The following is a 17,281-nucleotide window of genomic DNA, read 5'->3' as shown; positions in this document are numbered from 1 at the left end:
CTCCTGCAGCCCGGCCGACACGATCGACGTCTGGCTCTACTAGGCACGCCGTCGCGCTTTCGCGAAATGCCGACAGAGGCGCCAGATTTGGCGCGTGACAGGCGCGGCGGCTTTTGAGGCTCACAGAACCAGCGGCGGCCTTCCAGCGCTGTGTGAGGCTCTGACACGATTTAGCGAATTCGCGTCAGGATCCCTGCCCACGGCGTGATTCAGAGTTTCAGTTTGTGCGATAGCTAGTTCCTGATCGGCAACCAGGATTGGCCATGAGCGACGGGATCTACATCATCCGTGATGACAACAGCCTCGTGGAGATGCGGTCCAGCGCTTTCGAGAGCGAAGCCCTCCTTCAGCAGCTCCTAGCCAACCATCCGAGCCTACTCGCTGGTGACGCCGTCGACCCAGTGAACCCACGACGCTGGCTTCTCATAGCGCGCGAGCAGGGCGTACCTGGCGAAGAAGGTGGGTCAGGACGCTGGTCCCTCGATCATCTCTTCGTCGACCAGGACTGCGTGCCGACGCTCATTGAGGTCAAGCGGGCAAGTGATACCCGCGGGCGACGGGAGGTCGTGGCCCAGATGCTCGACTACGCCGCAAACGGCGTCGTCTACTGGCCTGTTGATGCTCTCCGGCAGCAGTACGAGCGCACTTGCGCAGCGAGTGAACGAGACCCGGATGAGCTGCTTCGTGAGCACCTCGGGCAGCCCGATGCAGATCTCGAGGCGTTCTGGCGCGGCGTTGACGTGAACTTGCGGGCAGGTCGGATCCGCATGGTGTTCGTCGCAGACGTGATCTACCCAGAGCTGAAGCGGATCGTTGAGTTCCTGAATGCACAGATGAACCCCGCCGAGGTCATCGCCTTGGAGCTCAAGCACTACACTGGGCCGGGGCTACGCACGCTAGTACCGCGACTGATTGGGCGTACTGCGGAAGCTGAGCGGCGCAAGGGTTCGAGCTCAGCAGCTTCGACGGCCAGCGCTCGTCCCCAGCTGACCCACGAGGAGTGGTTTATCCAGTTTGCCTCAGAGCGAGGGGCCGGAGAAGCTGCAGCTGCCCGTGCGATCTACGATTGGTGGACCACCGAAGGTGGTGAGTTCGCTGTCACGAACGCACAGCGGCCATCGCTCATCGTGAAGCTGACCCATGATCGGGGCCACTGCTGGCCGTCAGTGATCAAGGCGAACGGCCGGGTTTCGACCGCACTCTGCTACGTCTTGACCACGGCCCCGTTCGACAAAGTCGAGAACCGTCGTGAGGTCCTCGAGACCCTCGCGAGCACCTTTGGCCAGCACTACGGTGAGCGGGCAATCGATGGCGAACCGTATGTGCCCCTCGCTATGCTGCAGGAACCGACCGCACGGGAGAAGCTGTTCGCAATCTGGCGATCCTTCATCGATCGGATACGCGCTGGAGCATAAGCTTGCCGGATGCCTCATAGATCGCCGACGTTTGCGCATGGTGGCATCTTCATGTTCTGAGGTGCCAGCTACCCCACGAAGATCCCGCCAGCCAGTGAGCCCCTGAGGCGATCTGGTGGATCCGAGGGTGTGATCCGGATCCTGGCTAACCCAGAGCTTAAGGTCCTAGCCAGGCAGACCGCGGGCTGGGACTTCGCCACTGATCGGCGTAGTGATTGAGCGAATTCGCTTCGTACTAGCGAGTGGCTTGATCTACAATCAGAACGCGCCCCAGAGTGGGTTCTTGTCGTAGCGCTTGGCCTGCTCCTGGTGCTTCTGTGTGCCCATCAGCTCATCAGCTCGGGCAAGCACCCTGCGAATGTTGGTAGCCTTCCAGAGCTCGCCACGAGATGTCCGGCGGCCTAGCTCATTGAGGCCCCCAGCGATCTCCTGCGCAGTCTTCTTGCCAGCCTGGCGCAGCGTCTGGATGTCCGGGAGCAACGCACGCGCAAGCTTGTCGGCTTTGGCCTTGTTCGCCGTCGCTCCCATCGCCTGAGCCTCAGGTAGGTTCGTGCGATTGCCGAGCTGGATGCCCTGCTCCTTGAGCTTCTGCAGCGCACGCTTGGTGCTTTGGCTGATCAGCTCGCCCTCTCGCTGACCGCGCGCGGCCTCGCCCATGATCACAGCTCGAGATGCTCCATTGCCAGACTTCGCGCTAATGACGGTGAGCTTCCCCTGAGTGATGAGCTCCTCCAGCCTTTTGGTGTTGCGCGAGAAGCGATCCAAGCCGTCGACGATGATGGGGCAACTATGGGTGTGTGAGAATCGGATTGCCTCGATAGCTCCCGGTCGCTCTTTGACGCTCCCCTCGCCCATTCCGGTGTGCGCATCTCTAAAGGTCTCGACGACCTCGTAGCCAGCGTGGCGGGCGAATTCGCGAATGCGCGTCATCTGGAGCTCGAAGCCATGGCCTTCTTCTCCCTGCTTGAGTGTGGAGACACGAAGGTAGGCGATGGCGGGTTTTAGGGTCTTTGACATGGTAGATTCTCTGATCATTCCTATACGATGCCCTTTAGAGACGATCAGAGATAGATCGTGATCAGCGGTCTATGTTCAAGATCAACCCTTTAGAGATGGTCTCGATAAGCGATACGCGTTGTGAGCTGAACGCCGGTAGAGGTCGCATTGAAGCGGAGCCGCTGTAACCCCGCGGGTACTCGTCTCAGACGTCGGAATCGATCGCTGTATATAAATAATTTGTTGGCATTTATGGTGTTATATGAAACCGAAAAATCACAGCTGGGACTAGCTGGACATGCCAGTGATTGGCTTCGTGAGCCAGAAGGGTGGGGTCGGGAAATCGACCCTCGCACGGGCATTAGCCCGGGAGGCGGCGGCCGGAAGTCTGTCTGTCCTGATCGGCGATCTCGACGTGCAACAGCGGACAGCGCTGCGCTGGTCGGAGCGGCGCACGGCGGCGGGCCTCGAGCCGGCGGTTCCCGTGCGGCTATTCAATGCGGCGGCTGAGGCACTTGAGGTCGCGGCCGAGGTCGATCTCCTCATTCTCGACGGACCGGCGCGCGCGAGCGCTGAGACGCTCGAGATAGCCCAGGCCGCGGCCCTGGTCGTGGTGCCGTCTAACCCAGGCGCCGACGATCTTGAGCCGACGGTGATGCTCATGCACGAGCTCGTCGGTGCGGGCGTGCCGCGCGAGCGCTTGGCGGTCGCGCTCGTTAGGGTCGCCACGGACGCTGAGGAGGCGGCAGCCCGCGCTTACATCACCGAAGCCGGTCATGACGTACTGCCGGGCGCGATCCTTGAGCGTGCCGCCTACAGGCAGGCGCAGAGCGGCGGGGCAAGCTTGACGGAGGTCCGGTTCGCTGGCCTGGCCGGGCGAGCCGATGCACTGGTGCAAGCGATCGTTGACCGCGCTATGGCGTGAGCAAGTGGTGATTTTCGGTTTCAACTAACCCCGAGTGATCGCACATGGCGGACATGACGAAGCTCAGATCGGCGGCGACGGCGGGCGGCCTACCGGCGCCTCCCAAGCCCGCCGAGGTGCTGGGTAACGTGAAGGGGCCAAGCCACGCCGAGCTTGAGCGGCAGAGGCGCGAGGAAAGAGGGCGTGCCGAGGCCGAGGAGCGCGCTAGGGTCGAAGCGGAGGACGCAGCCAGGGCTGAGGCGGCCGAGGCCGCGACCGAAAAGAAGCGCGCCAAAGGGCGCCCGAAACTCGACTACTCCACCCGCCAGCTTGGTGCCCGCGTTCGCTCCGACACATTCGACCGCGTGACGGCAATCTCAAGGCGCGAGCGTGTCGGCCTCGGCCCGCTTGTCGATCGCATGGTGCGAGAGTGGGAAAGGATGCGCCTTGAACAAGCCGCGGCGATGGGACCGCGGCTCGAGGGCGAGGATGATGACGCCTACATCGCGCGGGTATTCAGGCTCTGACTAGAGCAAGTCCTGCATACTCGTCGGCTTAGTTTTGCCAAGTGCCGCGTCGATCTGCTCGTTTTTATCGGCCAAATTCTCAAGTATCGAGATGAATTTGTTGACTACAACCGTCGAGTGCGGTGGGTCATCACTCTTTAATGACGCTGTCGTCAGAATAGCGGCAACTACTTGTCTGATGGCATCATCGTTCATTCTGCACCCTTCCGTTCTTCAAGACGAACGAAGCCCTGCGCCTCACACGGGGCTTTTTCGTCTCTGAGGTGTGGTCGTGCCTCGCTCGAAGCTAGCCCGCGCGTCGAGGATTTGGCTCGGCGAAGCCGCCTTCCCTATCCCGATAGAGAACCTTGTATCGGTCGCAGCCAATTTTTTGCCCCCTATGCCGGGGCCACGCTCGATCCAGGCGAGCCACGTCCGATCGATAATCGTGACGACGTTCGACAGGTTCTTGCTGCCGTACTGCGGTCGCTCTTCCACCTTCACAAGGCCGAGGAGCCGCGCCTCACGGAGAGCGTTCTTGGCCGTGGTGCGAGAGGTGCCGGCACGGGCGGCGATGGCGTCGAGGTAGAGCCGGCACGATCCGCGGGTGCGCACCTCGTCGGCGACGATCCGCAAGCACGCGAGCTCTGCCGTGGTGAAGTGAGCGGCCAAGGCCGGCGGGAGCGGGCCAGAGGCGGCGAGCCGGCGGCGGCGCTCGATCGCCACAGCGCGGTCGGGCGCGCGCTGTGGGCGGCGTGGCGGGAAGAGGCTGGCCGGGCGGACCTTGCCGGTCACGGGGGCGGCGACGGCCTTGGCCGCGGCTTGGCGCGCGTGGATCGCCTCGGCGAGGCGGCCGGCATCATCCTCGGCAAGCGCGCCAGAGCTCAACCCCTGCCAGATGGCACGGTTGAGCTCGACGAGCGCCGCCGAAGAGGCGACCGTGATGGCCGCCTCGATCGTATCGACGAACATGGGGATAGCCCTGTGTAGGGCCGCGTCGGCGCAAGCGAGCACGCTCCGGGAATCGGTCAATTCCCGTTGACTTCCCGAGGAAGTCGTGGCCTTCTCACGCTTGTCTGGAGCGCAAGCACCACCGTTTTCGAGGCCGCCAACCCTGCCAGGGGTTAGGCGGTCTCTCTCGTTCTAGACCTAGCGGCTCGTTGCGGTGATCTCCGAAGGTTAAGTTGCGACCGTGGCCGTTCGTGACGATTCCGTCAACGACAGCCCGGCAACTCTCACGTCGAGAATATGAACCCTCCCGCCCGGCGGCTGGCGTCGCGCAACACCTGGATCACGTCGCCGATCATGGTGTCGGTGATCTCGACAGTCGACTGATACGCATCGCGCTCGGCGATGAGCCAGGAGCCCGCGAAGGACTGAACGACGGTGAAGGCGCCGCGATCCGGGTGTCGGCCGGTCGTCGTCATGACCGGGCCGAGGTCGATCCGGGAGAGGATTGTCGCCTCATTGAGGAGGTCGGCAAGAGCCGGCATGGTGATCGCAGCTAGGTTCATGGCGTCACATGTCATTTTATGAAACCAATTAATACCTGATGAACTCTTTCTTGGGCGAGAGCCATCATCTGCTGCTTCTTGCGCGATAGATTTACCATCAGCGGACAAGTGGCAATTACATCACAATTTCTGCAATAAAAAAATCAATTTTTGTTAAGTAGCCTGTAGCCCTAATCTGCAATAAGGTTGTTCATAAAATACCAATAATTGAATTTTCGCTCTTCATCGTTGAGCTTATAGCCGTTATTAATTTTATTATTGATGTATCTGCTACGTAATTGACGTTCCGCCGCAATAGCCTTTCTTGCGGCGAGTGCAGCGCCAGAGAAAATTTTTTCACGATGCGCGGCTAGGTCGCCCCACCGGGTCGTCGCCCGGTTGCGCAACGCCTCGGGCCGGAGTCCGTGTTCGGCGGCTACGGCGGCGAGCGCCACCTCAAGCTCTTCGCCGTTCGTGAGCGCGTCCTTGAAGTCTTCGAGAGCCTCATTGAACTTGTCGACCATACCGATCCCTCCTGTGCTGACGCTATCACGCCGAGGCAGCGACGGCAGTGCGAGCGGCCTGCCGGAGTTGCTGGTGTAGGGCTTCGGCCCGGCTCTTGAGGCCATCCGGGCCCAACCGTCGATCAGACGAGCTGCTACAACCCGACCTCGGCGGCGAGGTTGCGGTCGAACAGTTCACCGTCGCGGATGTAGCGCCGCACGGTCTGGGCGGACCGATGCCGGGTCTGCCGCATGATCAGTCGCTCCTCGACGCCGGCCGCCGCCGCGGAGGTCGCGAACCCAGCCCGCATCGAGTGGCCTGAGAAGATCGTCGGGTCGAGCCCGGCCGTCGCGGCCCGCTTCTGGACGATCTCGGACACGGCGTCGGTCGAGAGCCGGCTGCCGATCCGGCCATGCCTGTTGATCCCCCGGAACACCGCCCCCTCGGTGATCCCCGCCACCGCGATCCAGCCGGAGTAGGCCGAGACCGGGCAGGTGGCGGTGCCGGTGCGCCCGATCGCGACGACCTGACCCTCACCTTCCTGGTCACCCTTCGACCGGCGGATCGTGATCCGCAGGCCTTCCGGCACGACGGCAACATCGTCGAGGTCAAGCGCGACCAGCTCGGACCGCCGCAGCGCCGCCCCGAACCCGACCAGGAGCAGCGCCCGGTCACGATGGTCGATCGGCCGATCTCCGAGGAGGGCGAGCACCCGGCGCAGCAGCGGCACGGTTAGCGCCTCGGCATGGTCCTGCGCCACCCCCTTCGCCCGCCGCAGCCCCCGTATCACGTCGCGGATCGCCGGGTGGCGGGTGTCCATCGCGTGCCCGGCCATGCGGTGCGCCACCGCGATCGCCGACAGCCGCCGGGCCAGCGTCGCCACCGACAACGCAGCCTCGTTCGCAGCGAGATACAGCCCAATCGTCGTGGGCGCGGCCGGTAGAAAGGCGAGGTCGTGCCTAGCGCACCAGGCCGTGAAGTGCGCCCAGTCCGACCGATAGGCCTTGCGGGTGTTGGCGGCCCGCGCCTCCTTGGCCAGTCCGGCGGCCCGGGCGGCGAGCGCCTCGAGATCGGAGGCGGAGCTGGGAAGAGCCGCGTCGGTGAGAACCGATTGAGGAAGCATCAAATTGCGTCCTTCCGTGCGATCGGGCGTCAGTGCGTCTTTGAGCGGAGGCGCTTTGTACCTTGCTCGCTTCAATGAGCATTCACCGGCTCAATGACAGCGTGCGGCCATCCGTTCTCGTCCTGCGTCAACTCCACGACGCGCCACCGGCCAGGCATCAAAGCGGCGTCCTTCACGACACGTCCTGGATCACCGAGGCGCACGTCGCCCCGCTGACGCACGAGGATGAGCTTCACAGTGGCGTCGGGGACAACGCGGCGCTGGTCCCAAGCGTCACGCAGACCGCCATGGCGGGTCCGCGGGCGCGCAACGACGAAGCGCCCCTGACTGTCCATTGCATCAAACCACGCCGTCACGACCACATCATTGTCAGGGGTTGTCCCCCCCCAGAAGCCACGGGCGCTCCCTGTCGCGACACCAGCCTTCTGGAGGGCGGCCAGGAGGGTAGTGAAGGTATCCATCTGAAGTGACATAGGACTGTCTCCGCGCTGCGTGTCATTCTTGTGCACGATTGCGCATTTTTAGTCAAGTCTCTGCATATCTCTGCATGACGGGGTCGATCGCTCCAGCTTCGAGACTGGCATAGATCCCGTCTGACCCCGGATACCAAACCATTATCCGAGGTCAGAATGAAAGTCCATCAACAAAATCGTTTCATCGTGTTGAAACGGTGTTGACAGCCGAATTCAAACGATCAATATCAAGAGTGTCACCATAGATGGTGACGATCTTGATCGGAGACCGCGATGGACCTCAGCCCCGCCACCCTCTCGGAACTCAAGGCCATGGGCGCGGACGCCCGCAATCTCCAGGTGACCCTGGGCACCTTCGCCGATCGTCTCGAGGCGCTGGTCGCCAAGCTCACGCCCAAGGGGACCGACCCCGACGATCCGTCGGTCTTCAAACGTGACGACGGAAGACTCACCGACGCGGGCGTGACGGCCGTCGAGGCGGCGCTGGCGGCTCAGAAGACCGTGACGGAGATCTCCAAGCAGTTCGGCATCACCGTCTCGGCCGCCTCCCACCGCAAGAAGATCTGGGAGGCCGCCAAGGCCAAGGCCTGACACCGCACCACCCATTCATCGACCAGGAGATCACGCCATGCCCATCGACCTGACCAAGCTCACCGACGCCCAGCTCGAGACGCTCATGAACAACGCCCAGGCCTCGACCAAGCCGGAAGCGCCGGCGCTCTACCGCGCAGCGGCCGTCGAGCTGTTCCACCGCCGCGGCAGCGACTACACCGATCCGGTGATCGCCGGCTGCTGGGGCGCCATCGCCCTGCTTGACCGCTGCCGCTACGAGAAGACCGGCAAGCACCTGAAATCGAACTACAGCGTCCGCTCGATGAGGCGGAACGGCGAGATCGCCTTTATGACCGACTGTGCCCGCGGCAAGACCCAGGGCACCGGCTTCGTCCTCCTCGTCGAGGCCGGCCTGGGCCCGCAGACCGTCGAGTTCATCGTAGCCAGCAATCCGGACCGTTTCCCGGTGGACGCCGTTGCCGCGGCGCGGACTCGGCTGGCCGAGCATGGCGTCGCGCTGCCGAACTGATCCAGCTCTCAGCCCCGCCAGCCATTGCAAGCGCGTCTGGTAGCCGACCTAGTCCACCTCGTGGATACCGTCCCCGAGCCGTGGAACCCCTCACGCATCACCGGAGAGAACCAGCATGAGCAACAATCGTCCGTGGGAACTTGTCGTCGATCCGAGCTACTTCCGTGCTGTCATGGGAACCATGGTCTCGGCCGGCCTCGGCCCAAAGGAGGACGTCTGGGTCCGGATCGGCACGACTGGCGAGGGCAAGAAGCCCAACTATCAGGTTCAAGGGCCGGACGGCCGGGTCATCCGCTTCAGCGGCACCAGCCATAAGATCTACCACGAGGCCCCCTACGTGAGCTTCGAGCCCGATAACCTCTCGGACGAGATCTTCACTTACCCGGATGTCGTGAAGCTCCTAGCCCTCTGCCTTCAGAAGGCCTGACACCTCCCAGCCCCTTTTCCAGATCCTGCACCAGCATCATGGGCTTCCGGACCAACACGGCCCGGCATCCCGGCCTCGACGCACGTCTCGACCGAGCCGTCCCCCTTCCTGCCGAGGAGACTTCCGCATGCTCTCACCCCTTCACGATCGCGCCCATGGCACCCTTCTCGGGCTCGCCATCGGCGACGCGCTTGGCGCCACCCTCGAATTCGAGGAGCGCGACGAGCTCCCCCATCACAGCGAGATGCTCGGCGGCGGCCCATTCGACCTGAAGCCAGGCCAGTGGACCGACGACACCAGCATGGCGCTGGCGCTGGCCGAGAGCCTGATCGCCCATCCCGAGCTCGACGCAGCTGACCTGATGCGGCGCTTCGTGGCTTGGGCCGAGGACGGCGCCTACTCCTGCACGGGCACCTGCTTCGACATCGGCATCACCACTCGGATGGCCTTGCGCCACTTCGAGCGGACGGGCGATCCGTTCGCCGGCTCGGAAGACAAGGATAGCGCCGGCAACGGCTCACTCATGCGGATCGCGCCCGTGGCCCTCTGGGCACTCGATGATGCCGCACTCGCCGCCCACATCGCCCGAGAGCAGAGCCGGACCACCCACGGGGCTGCCGAAGCTATCGAGTCCTGCGAGCTGTTCGTGCAGATCTTGCGCGAGGCGATCCAAGGCGCTGGCAAGGAGGCTTTGCGCCCCCGCGCCTGGGCTGGCACACCGAAGGTCCAGGCCATCGCCGCGGGCGCCTGGCGCGGGAAGCCGCGCTCCAAGATCCGCTCTACCGGCTACGTGATCGACACGCTCGAGGCGGCGCTCTGGTGCACGGAGCAGGCCGGGAACTTCGAGGACGCGCTGGTGCTCGCCGTCAACCTCGCCGGCGACGCCGACACGGTGGGTGCGGTCACGGGCCAGATCGCCGGCGCGGTGTTCGGCGCATCCGAGATCCCCGAGCGCTGGTTGGCGCCCCTGGCCTGGCGCGACAAGCTTGTAGCGCTGGCCGCACAGCTCACGCACCGCCCTACTTTCTCTGCGTAGCACGATCGAGTAGCTCGAACCCGGATTGCAGAGGCGCGCTCAAGAGACCTGGCCGAAACCATCGCAGAAATCCGCGCTGCTGGGTCTACCTCGCTGCGCGAGATCGCTTGGGCCCTCAATGCGCGGCAGATCCCAACTGCACGCGGTCGGATGTCTTGGTCAGCTACGCAGGTGCAACGCGTGCTAGCTCGCGCTAGATAGATATCAAAAGTTGATCTCTTTATGATATTGCAAGCAGGCTTGCGGTGCCCGCGCTGGGTCTGAGACCCCGTAGACGGGCCCACATCGACACGAGCTCCCTACTCGAAGCGAGTAGCTAATGACTCGGCCGGTGGGCTCCTGTTGGCCCCACGTCCAAGCTATCACCGTCTCTCGTACTACCACTCCTTGGTTCTCCAACAAGTTCAGCGGGAGGGTGCTTGTGACACACCCTCCCGCCTTCTTCAGCGGAAGTGCCCTAGGTCACTTCTTGTTCTCCCGATACTCGTGGTACTTCTCCGCGGCCCCGTTCCGGAGGATGCCGCCCCCGGTGCTCATCGCGCCGGCCGCCGCCCCCTTCATCGAGCCGGTCACGCCGCCGCCGATCAGCGCATTCCCCACGGCGTCCGGTCGGATGCCGGGATCAGCCCGCTCGGAGCGCTGGTAATAGCCCTCCCGCGCGGTCCGTGCCCGATCGGCCTTGTTGTGGTCCGCCCCGCACCCAGCGCACTGCGCATAGAGCGCAGAGCCACTAGCGACGAGGAAGGAGCTCGTAGCCACCAGAAGAAAAAAGATCGCCCTACTCTTCATAACCAGCCTCCTAAAGCTTCCACGTCGGAAGCAATAAGAAAACGGCTCCGCTTGAAAGTAGTTTCAGCGATTTTTTTACATGAAGGTATTGCGAAAAAGACTTGAAATTATTAAGCTACGCCCGCCAAATGCCGATGCGTGAGTTAGTAGCTTTCGTCCTAGCTCAGGCCACCGGAATCTGAGAAAGCTGCAACGAACGGGCGCCCCTCGTCGCCCAGCAGGACGAGACGTACTTCGAGCCTCATCACACCCGTCGTCTCAGCGCCGGCGGACCTGGTGATCCTCGTTTCCTGGAGCCTTGCGGCGGTGTTCATCGAGGTCGAGAGCAGGCGCACCTCAGAGCATCCAGAGTGACGGCTGAGAGGGCCGCCTATTTGAAGACCGACGCGGCTTCACCAAAGGTCCGCAACGGGTTCAGGAGCGCTTCCCATTCCTCCTGACGCACGAACAGCGCGGCGTACCGATGCGGAATGTCCTGCGCGGTTGCGTCGGCGCACCAGAGTCGAAGCCGCTCCCATTTCCGGGCGTCCTGCACGTCCTCCCGGCCCTTGGTCTCGACGATCCAGATCGCTCCGTCCGTTGTCCTCACCACAAAGTCGGGCAGGTAGTCGCGGATGATGCCGCCGCCGGCCGACTGGTACTCGAGCCGAAAGCCGGTCGCCTCTGTGTTCTTGAAGAAGGCCTGCACGTCAGAGGCGTCATCGAGGAACTTGGCAAAGGCCAGCTCGAAATCGTTGTCGCCGGCGACCTGGTTGAACAAAGATTTGCGGGCCGCCAGCGTCGGCCGCCGGCGCACCACCTGCGGCCGGCTTCCGCTCACCTTGATGCGGTCCTGGACGGCCGTGGTGCCACTGTCGTGGACAGTGAGCCGGTTGATCGCGCCCTTGAACGTGTCAAACAGGGCGCGCGTGACCACGACCTCCGACAGGTTGCGCAGCACGTTCGGGTCATCAAGATCCACGGCGAGGTCGAAGAGCCCGTTCTGGATGTAGCCCTGCAGCTTGTCGAAGAGGACGTCGAACCCGCCGACGAGCCGGAGGTCGGCCATGATCGTGCGGGCGAACCAACCGACGACGTGGCGCCAGTCCGTGACGCCACCCTCGTCGAGGCGAGTGACGTGGCTGATCTCGTCCCGATTGATGTCTCGGAAAACGATCTCGCGCTGCTCCTCGGGGCTGAAGGAGCGAAGCGGCAGACCTGCCGGCTTGAGGGCGCCGTCGCCCGAACCGAGCTCGTCGAGACGCTTGTATTCCCGCTCGATCCGCGGCTTCAACCGGGGCAGCTCAATATCAAGCGCGACCACGTCCTTATCAGGGTCGCCGCGGTCGACCTCGATAACCATGGGGCCAGCTGGATTGGAGCCAGCTCCCATGGGTCGCTGCTCAAGCTCGACACCCTCGTTCTTGATCTCCTCGACAAAAGCCAGGAAGGCGTCGGTCCCGACGACGCTGACGATCTCCTTCACGTCGTTGCCACGGAACATGCGCCTCAAGCCCCGCCCCAAGGTCTGCTCGGGCAGGATGGCGGCCGGCGCCGCATAAGCCCGAAGCCCAACGATCGTGGTGACGTTGCGGACGTCCCATCCCTCTCGGAGCACCATGACGGAGACGACCGCCTTGTAACGGCTATCCCAGCTGTCGATTTCTCGGCTCTCGCGACGCATGGTGTCGAGCTCGGCCTTGGCGGCCTTCCCCGAGCCGAACTCGGAGACCTCGCCTCGGGCATTGGTGTGGATGGTGAGCACGGCGCCGGTGAGGTCAGGGTAGCGCGCCTCCAGCCAGGCCGCGACGGCATCGCAATTTTTGGTGTCATCGGTCATCACGAACAGGACCGACTTCTTGCCGGCGCGCTCCAGCTCCTCGTAGGTCCGCTTCCACTCGCGGACGCCGAGGTCGAGGTGGTCCGCGTAACGTTCTACGAAATCGTCGCTCTGACGCGCCTGAAGCCGGGCACGACTCGCTTGATCGGGCAGGACAGGCGTCTTCACCACGCCCTGTGCGACGGCCTCAACGAGTGGATAATCACTGATCGTCTGTACGAAGATGGACCGGTTTGTGTGTCGCGGTGTGGCCGTGAGATCGAACTGCGCCGACAAGCCTGAGCCCTTGCGGCGCAGGCCGGCGTCGAGCTCCTCGATCTGCTTGAACCAGTCCGTCTCGCGCCGGACGTGGTGTGCTTCATCGTTGATGACGAGAAGGTCGGGCACCGTGCGCACGATTACACCGAGGTCGACCTGTCGCTCCGTCGTGCGCGTGACAGGCTTCCGGCCTAAGAACTGCTCCGACAAGTCCCATGACGGCGCCTTTCGCTCATCGTTGCCGACGCGATGGATGTTGGTTAGGAACAGGTTGCCGGATGGGGCTACGTGGCCGATCTCATCCTGCACATGTACGGTGAGCTGGAACTCGTTCTTCCAGCTTCGACCCTCATAGCCGTTCTCGGGCAGGATCGGGTCGTCCCAGAAGATGCGGCCACCGTCGAAATCGACCCGCAGGCGGTCCAGGACGATGATGTTGGGCGCGATGAGGAGGGCATTGGTCGAGAGCGGCGAGCCAGGCTCGTAGAGCTTATGGAAGTGCGACCAGGCGATGAGCAGGCTCGCGACCTTGGTCTTGCCGGCGCCGGTCGCGAGTTTGAGGACGTAGCGGGTCCAGATCTCATCGAACATACCGAGCGAGACGGCACCCGAGGAGTCGAAGCGCATGAGCGAGTACGGGTCGCGCGCGCCCTCGACCTCATAGAGCCAGATCGCACTCTCGACCGCCTCACGCTGCGCGAAGTACCAGCGAAACAGCACCGGCCCCTCCGGGCCGTAGGTGAAATGGTCGCGCTCGAACCACCAGGAAAGGAGCGCCCGCGTCGTCTCGCTCGCGCCTGCGTAGCCGGTCTGCCTCCATTTGCAGACGCCCTGGCGCACCCGCTCGACGAGCGGCGGGATCAGCTTCTCCGACCCAATCCGGCCAAGGAGCGCGTCGCCCGGGTACCAGCGGAGAGCCGGATCTAGGATCGCGAACGGATCAGCCGGGAAGTTAGGGTCGAGCGCCACGCTTAGATCTCCACCCCAATCACCTTGGTCGTGTCGTTGCCGAAGATGTCGATCACCTTCACGGCGATCCGGTAGCGGCCCGGGCGGGAGTAGTCGTGCGTGGCCGAGGTGAGCTCGAGTGTGCGATCCTTGTGGGTCCGGAAGGCCTGCCACTCGTTCTCGAAGATGTAGCCGCCCGTCCATTGCTGGCGCTCGACCATGTGGCCGGAGGCGTCTGCCTCAGTCACGACGATCGTCTCCGGCCGGCTCGCGTAATCGAAATCAACCGCCCAATAGTCGATCCAGTCGGTCCAGCTCTTGGTCAGCACCTCACGCGTCACCTCACCGGACTTGGCCTTAGTAACTTTGATCACCTGACCGCCGTCGACCGTCACCTTGCTTCCGGCCTTCATGCCGACCGTCAAGGTCTCGACATCCTCCTGCCGATAGCTGACGCCAAAATTGGTCAGGCTGACTGTCACTCGGCGGGCGTGCTTGTCTGTCACAACCGCTTTGGCTTCGACAAAGGCGAGGTCATGGAACACCACTTGCCCTTTCTCGACGGCACGGCGATCGAAGACGTCTTTCGGGATGTAGCGCAGCGCGACCGCAACTCCCTTAGCCTTGGCCTCGTCGACGAGCCGTGGCGCGAGTCCCATCTCGAACTCGAAGCCGAGCACGTCGACCCGCCCGACACCCATGCGCCGGGACGCATCCACGGCCTCGGTGACCTGCCCCTCGGTCACCGGCGCATCCACAGGGCCAACAAGCACGAAGGCGCCGCCCTTAACACCGTGGAAGGGCGGTGATTGCTCGGCCGGCTGCGCGCCGTAAGCGGTCAGGATCAGCTCGACGTAGCGGGCCTCCCTCTGTGCCGCAGCTACGCACCGCTGCGCCTCCGGCATGGTTGGGTCGATGCCGACGAACCACTGTCGCTCGTACTTACCCAGGTTCAGTATCTCGAAAGCACGGTACGACTTCCTCTCAGCCTTGAGTTGCCGCTGCACACCGATTAGTCGCTTGCGGCTGCTGTGGATGGCGAAGCGGCCAAGATCGCAGCCAATCCACTTGCGCCCAAACTTTTCCGCCACCGCGAGCGTAGTGCCGGATCCACAGAAGAAGTCGGCGACCAGATCACCGGGATCGGAGGCTAGAGCTACGATGCGTTCCAACAATTTTTCGGGCTTTTGGGTGGGGTATCCGATGCCCTCGCCAGCCATTGGATTGATTGGATAGATGTCTGTCCAGAGGTTCTGGATTGGCTGCCCCTGCAATTCATCTAAAAAGCGGCGCCTTTGAATTCGTCCGGTAAGCTTCTTCGGATACTCTAGTCTCCCCTCAGCATCCATCTGCTGCATTCGCTCAAGAGAGACGGCCCAGCCGTTTTCCGGCGGTGGGTAACCTTTATACACATATTTTAGGTTGGGACGAGGATTTGGACTGGTAAGGTTATCTGTTCGATACAGACGGCCTTTTTCATCTTTGAACTTAAATCTTTCGAGATATTCAGGATCGCTGACACCGTATTGCTCGTTGAAAGTATAATTATTGCTTTTGGCGTACCAAAACAAAGTGTCGGTGGTTGCCCCAAGCTTGTTATACGTTCCCATAAAGCCTGTTCGGCGCTTCCAGACTATCTCGTTGACCATAACCTCCATGCAATCATCGAGACACGCCCTTACGATAGCGCTAACCCTAGTATCGCAATGCAAAAATATTGCACCATCTGGGTGCATAAGACTTGATATGAGCTTGATACGCTCGAAAATCATACTTGCGAATGAATCTGCTCCTCGGCCCCAAGTATCACGGTAAGCAATATCTTCGATTACGGAGGCTTGCTTCGCTAGCGTTTCGCCGCCGACCTCCACGTCGAAGCTAAAATCTGCCCCTACGTCGAACGGTGGGTCTATGTAGACTAGCTTGAGCCCACCCGCCTTCTCGATCTCTCGGCGGAGCGGGCCGCCTTTGAGAGAGGAAAGGACGAGCTTGTTGTCGCCCCAGATCAGCTTGTTGGACCAGCCGCCCGCCTGACGACCGCCTGCGTCGCGGCTAAAGAGGTCAAGCGTTGCACCGCTCCCGATCGTCTCGGCCCGCGGCTCGTCGATTTGCTCGATCGACTGGAAAGGCAGGATGGCCTGCGTAACGTCATGCGTCTTGCCGGGCCAAATCAACTCGGCCTCGCGCGGCTCGCGAAACAGCCGGAAGCGGTAGCTGTCCGGCAACGGCTCGCCCCGGTCAAGGCAGCCCTTGATCTCGGCCTTTTCCTCCTCGGTAAGATCCATGTTGTCTCCCTGCCGCCACCCCTGCGTTTCGTGGCGAGCTCTAGCGCGTTCCTACATTGGCGCGCCATGTCGTCGAGCGAGGCACACTGTTTATGCGAAGGATGCCCGGATAACCCTCGGTTCGGAGGCACGGTCTGCCTGAGCTGCCTGACGTTATCCAAGGCAAAGCACGAGGGAGCGGAGTAAGGAATGCGTCGCGTTTGCACCGACCGCTATTTCACGAGTCGGTGTCGGTATTTTTCTGATCAGGCGAGAGGCAGCACTGTCATCGGGCACGGTCAAAAAGCAATTTTTCAGCTCCTAAAACTTGACCCTGCTTGCACTCTGATTGACTGCCTGAAATCGTCGTATTGGACCTAGGTGTCGTCTACTCAATCCAAGGGCATGTGCGTTGGGCCGTAAAACCCAGAATCCAAGCCCCTCGCGAATAGTTCCATTACCTGGGACTTCGCCTGTAGCGCTTTCGCTAAATCGGGCGTGACCGAACTCGCTACCATCAAGTCTGCTCAGGGCCTCACAGAGCGGCTTGGAGCCTATCTGGCTCCTTACATCACTTAGCACTGCCAAGCCTGCCAGCGAGCTTCTGAGGCGATCCTAGAGGCACACAGCTCGATGCCGTTCGCTCCATCTCCGAACCGGGCGATATGGTTTAGCGAAATCGATAGGTGGCGCCATCAACATGGAGGGCTCGGAATCCCCGTGCGCCAGGTGGCGTGACGGGCGAATTCGCGAAAGGGCTACTCGATGCGCTTTCTTGCGCTCGCCATTCTGATTGCCGCGACCCCGGCCGCGGCCCTCGAGACCAACATCGCCCGGATCTTCCCGCTTCACCATCAGCAGTCCGCGGCCAACGAGGTCGTGCGCTACCGCCTCGCGCTGGCGGGCTGCCCCGCGGTGAAGCCGGGGCCCGCCGCCCGTCAGCTCTGGCAGTTCACCCTCGCCGCCTTCCCGCATGTGCCGCCCGACGTGCCGGCGATCCGCGCCTACATCGACCGCGAATTCGCTAATCGGCGACACGAGACCCCGCCGCCCGGCGGCTGGTGCGAATACGCCAAGACCTACTACGGCGAATCCGGCCGGAGCGTGCGCAACGCCATCGTCATGCGCGACGGCTCCTCGAGCCTCCGCGACTGCCGCAAGGATGGCTCCTGCAGCCCGGCCGACACGATCGACGTCTGGCTCTACTAGGCACGCCGTCGCGCTTTCGCGAAATGCCGACAGAGG

The 17,281-nt window shown here is 62.7% G+C and carries 19 protein-coding genes; 9 read left to right on the top strand and 10 right to left on the bottom strand.

The genetic code is table 11. The features are described 5' to 3' along the window. The first annotated feature begins 263 nt into the window (after positions 1-263). Positions 264-1,415, top strand: coding sequence for a hypothetical protein (locus tag OWC43_RS23790; protein ID WP_393958773.1), 1,152 nt, complete (start codon positions 264-266; stop codon positions 1,413-1,415). 258 nt (positions 1,416-1,673) lie between these two features. Here OWC43_RS23790 and OWC43_RS23785 read toward each other — a convergent pair whose 3' ends face one another. Then, entirely contained in the window at positions 1,674-2,432 is a 759-nt protein-coding gene (locus OWC43_RS23785) for a recombinase family protein (RefSeq protein WP_393958772.1), read from the bottom strand. A gap of 277 nt (positions 2,433-2,709) precedes the next feature. Here OWC43_RS23785 and OWC43_RS23780 point away from each other — a divergent pair, with 277 nt between their 5' ends. Continuing rightward, the gene (locus tag OWC43_RS23780; protein ID WP_393958771.1) at positions 2,710-3,336 is read left to right on the top strand and encodes an AAA family ATPase; all 627 of its coding nucleotides are present in this window, start codon (positions 2,710-2,712) and stop codon (positions 3,334-3,336) included. Positions 3,337-3,380: 44 nt separating this feature from the next. Next, positions 3,381-3,842 carry a hypothetical protein gene (locus tag OWC43_RS23775; RefSeq protein WP_393958770.1) on the top strand — a complete coding sequence of 154 codons (462 nt, stop codon included), beginning with the start codon at positions 3,381-3,383 and terminating at the stop codon, positions 3,840-3,842. Here OWC43_RS23775 and OWC43_RS23770 read toward each other — a convergent pair whose 3' ends face one another. The 6 genes from OWC43_RS23770 to OWC43_RS23745 form a co-directional block, all read right to left on the bottom strand. Beyond that, positions 3,843-4,037 carry a hypothetical protein gene (locus OWC43_RS23770; RefSeq protein ID WP_393958769.1) on the bottom strand — a complete coding sequence of 65 codons (195 nt, stop codon included), beginning with the start codon at positions 4,035-4,037 and terminating at the stop codon, positions 3,843-3,845. A 42-nt stretch (positions 4,038-4,079) separates the two neighbouring features. Further along, positions 4,080-4,793, bottom strand: a complete 714-nt coding sequence (locus tag OWC43_RS23765; protein ID WP_393958768.1) for a hypothetical protein — start codon at positions 4,791-4,793, stop codon at positions 4,080-4,082. A gap of 263 nt (positions 4,794-5,056) precedes the next feature. Beyond that, entirely contained in the window at positions 5,057-5,443 is a 387-nt protein-coding gene (locus OWC43_RS23760; RefSeq protein WP_393958767.1) for a hypothetical protein, read from the bottom strand. A 62-nt stretch (positions 5,444-5,505) separates the two neighbouring features. Next, positions 5,506-5,838: a hypothetical protein gene (locus OWC43_RS23755; RefSeq protein WP_393958766.1), complete on the bottom strand. Its 333-nt coding sequence runs from the start codon at positions 5,836-5,838 to the stop codon at positions 5,506-5,508. Positions 5,839-5,972: 134 nt separating this feature from the next. Next, positions 5,973-6,941 carry a tyrosine-type recombinase/integrase gene (locus OWC43_RS23750; protein ID WP_393958765.1) on the bottom strand — a complete coding sequence of 323 codons (969 nt, stop codon included), beginning with the start codon at positions 6,939-6,941 and terminating at the stop codon, positions 5,973-5,975. Between the two features lie 71 nt (positions 6,942-7,012). Next, a complete protein-coding gene (locus tag OWC43_RS23745) occupies positions 7,013-7,414 on the bottom strand; it encodes a hypothetical protein (protein ID WP_393958764.1) in 402 nt (133 codons plus the stop codon). Positions 7,415-7,687: 273 nt separating this feature from the next. On the opposite strand from OWC43_RS23745, the gene OWC43_RS23740 reads away from it, so the two are divergent. The 5 genes from OWC43_RS23740 to OWC43_RS23720 all read left to right on the top strand — a co-directional run bounded on the left by OWC43_RS23740 (position 7,688) and on the right by OWC43_RS23720 (position 10,159). After that, positions 7,688-8,005 carry a hypothetical protein gene (locus OWC43_RS23740; protein ID WP_393958763.1) on the top strand — a complete coding sequence of 106 codons (318 nt, stop codon included), beginning with the start codon at positions 7,688-7,690 and terminating at the stop codon, positions 8,003-8,005. Between the two features lie 37 nt (positions 8,006-8,042). After that, entirely contained in the window at positions 8,043-8,495 is a 453-nt protein-coding gene (locus tag OWC43_RS23735) for a hypothetical protein (protein ID WP_393958762.1), read from the top strand. A 115-nt stretch (positions 8,496-8,610) separates the two neighbouring features. Then, entirely contained in the window at positions 8,611-8,922 is a 312-nt protein-coding gene (locus OWC43_RS23730) for a hypothetical protein (RefSeq protein ID WP_393958761.1), read from the top strand. Positions 8,923-9,049: 127 nt separating this feature from the next. Further along, positions 9,050-9,958: an ADP-ribosylglycohydrolase family protein gene (locus OWC43_RS23725; protein WP_393958760.1), complete on the top strand. Its 909-nt coding sequence runs from the start codon at positions 9,050-9,052 to the stop codon at positions 9,956-9,958. Positions 9,959-9,982: 24 nt separating this feature from the next. After that, a complete protein-coding gene (locus tag OWC43_RS23720) occupies positions 9,983-10,159 on the top strand; it encodes a recombinase family protein (RefSeq protein WP_393958774.1) in 177 nt (58 codons plus the stop codon). A 261-nt stretch (positions 10,160-10,420) separates the two neighbouring features. On the opposite strand, the gene OWC43_RS23715 is transcribed toward OWC43_RS23720, so the two are convergent. From OWC43_RS23715 to OWC43_RS23705, 3 genes are all read right to left on the bottom strand, one after another. Further along, the gene (locus OWC43_RS23715; RefSeq protein WP_393958759.1) at positions 10,421-10,717 is read right to left on the bottom strand and encodes a hypothetical protein; all 297 of its coding nucleotides are present in this window, start codon (positions 10,715-10,717) and stop codon (positions 10,421-10,423) included. 400 nt (positions 10,718-11,117) lie between these two features. Continuing rightward, entirely contained in the window at positions 11,118-13,793 is a 2,676-nt protein-coding gene (locus OWC43_RS23710) for a DEAD/DEAH box helicase family protein (RefSeq protein ID WP_393958758.1), read from the bottom strand. Between the two features lie 2 nt (positions 13,794-13,795). Then, positions 13,796-16,057, bottom strand: a complete 2,262-nt coding sequence (locus OWC43_RS23705; protein WP_393958757.1) for a DNA methyltransferase — start codon at positions 16,055-16,057, stop codon at positions 13,796-13,798. 744 nt (positions 16,058-16,801) lie between these two features. On the opposite strand from OWC43_RS23705, the gene OWC43_RS23700 reads away from it, so the two are divergent. Further along, a complete protein-coding gene (locus OWC43_RS23700; RefSeq protein ID WP_393958756.1) occupies positions 16,802-17,245 on the top strand; it encodes a hypothetical protein in 444 nt (147 codons plus the stop codon). Positions 17,246-17,281: the final 36 nt, after the last annotated feature.

The sequence above is a fragment of the Methylorubrum sp. POS3 genome (assembly GCF_043352485.1).
Lineage (GTDB): Bacteria > Pseudomonadota > Alphaproteobacteria > Rhizobiales > Beijerinckiaceae > Methylobacterium > Methylobacterium suomiense.
This window is presented reverse-complemented; position numbering and strand designations above follow the sequence as displayed.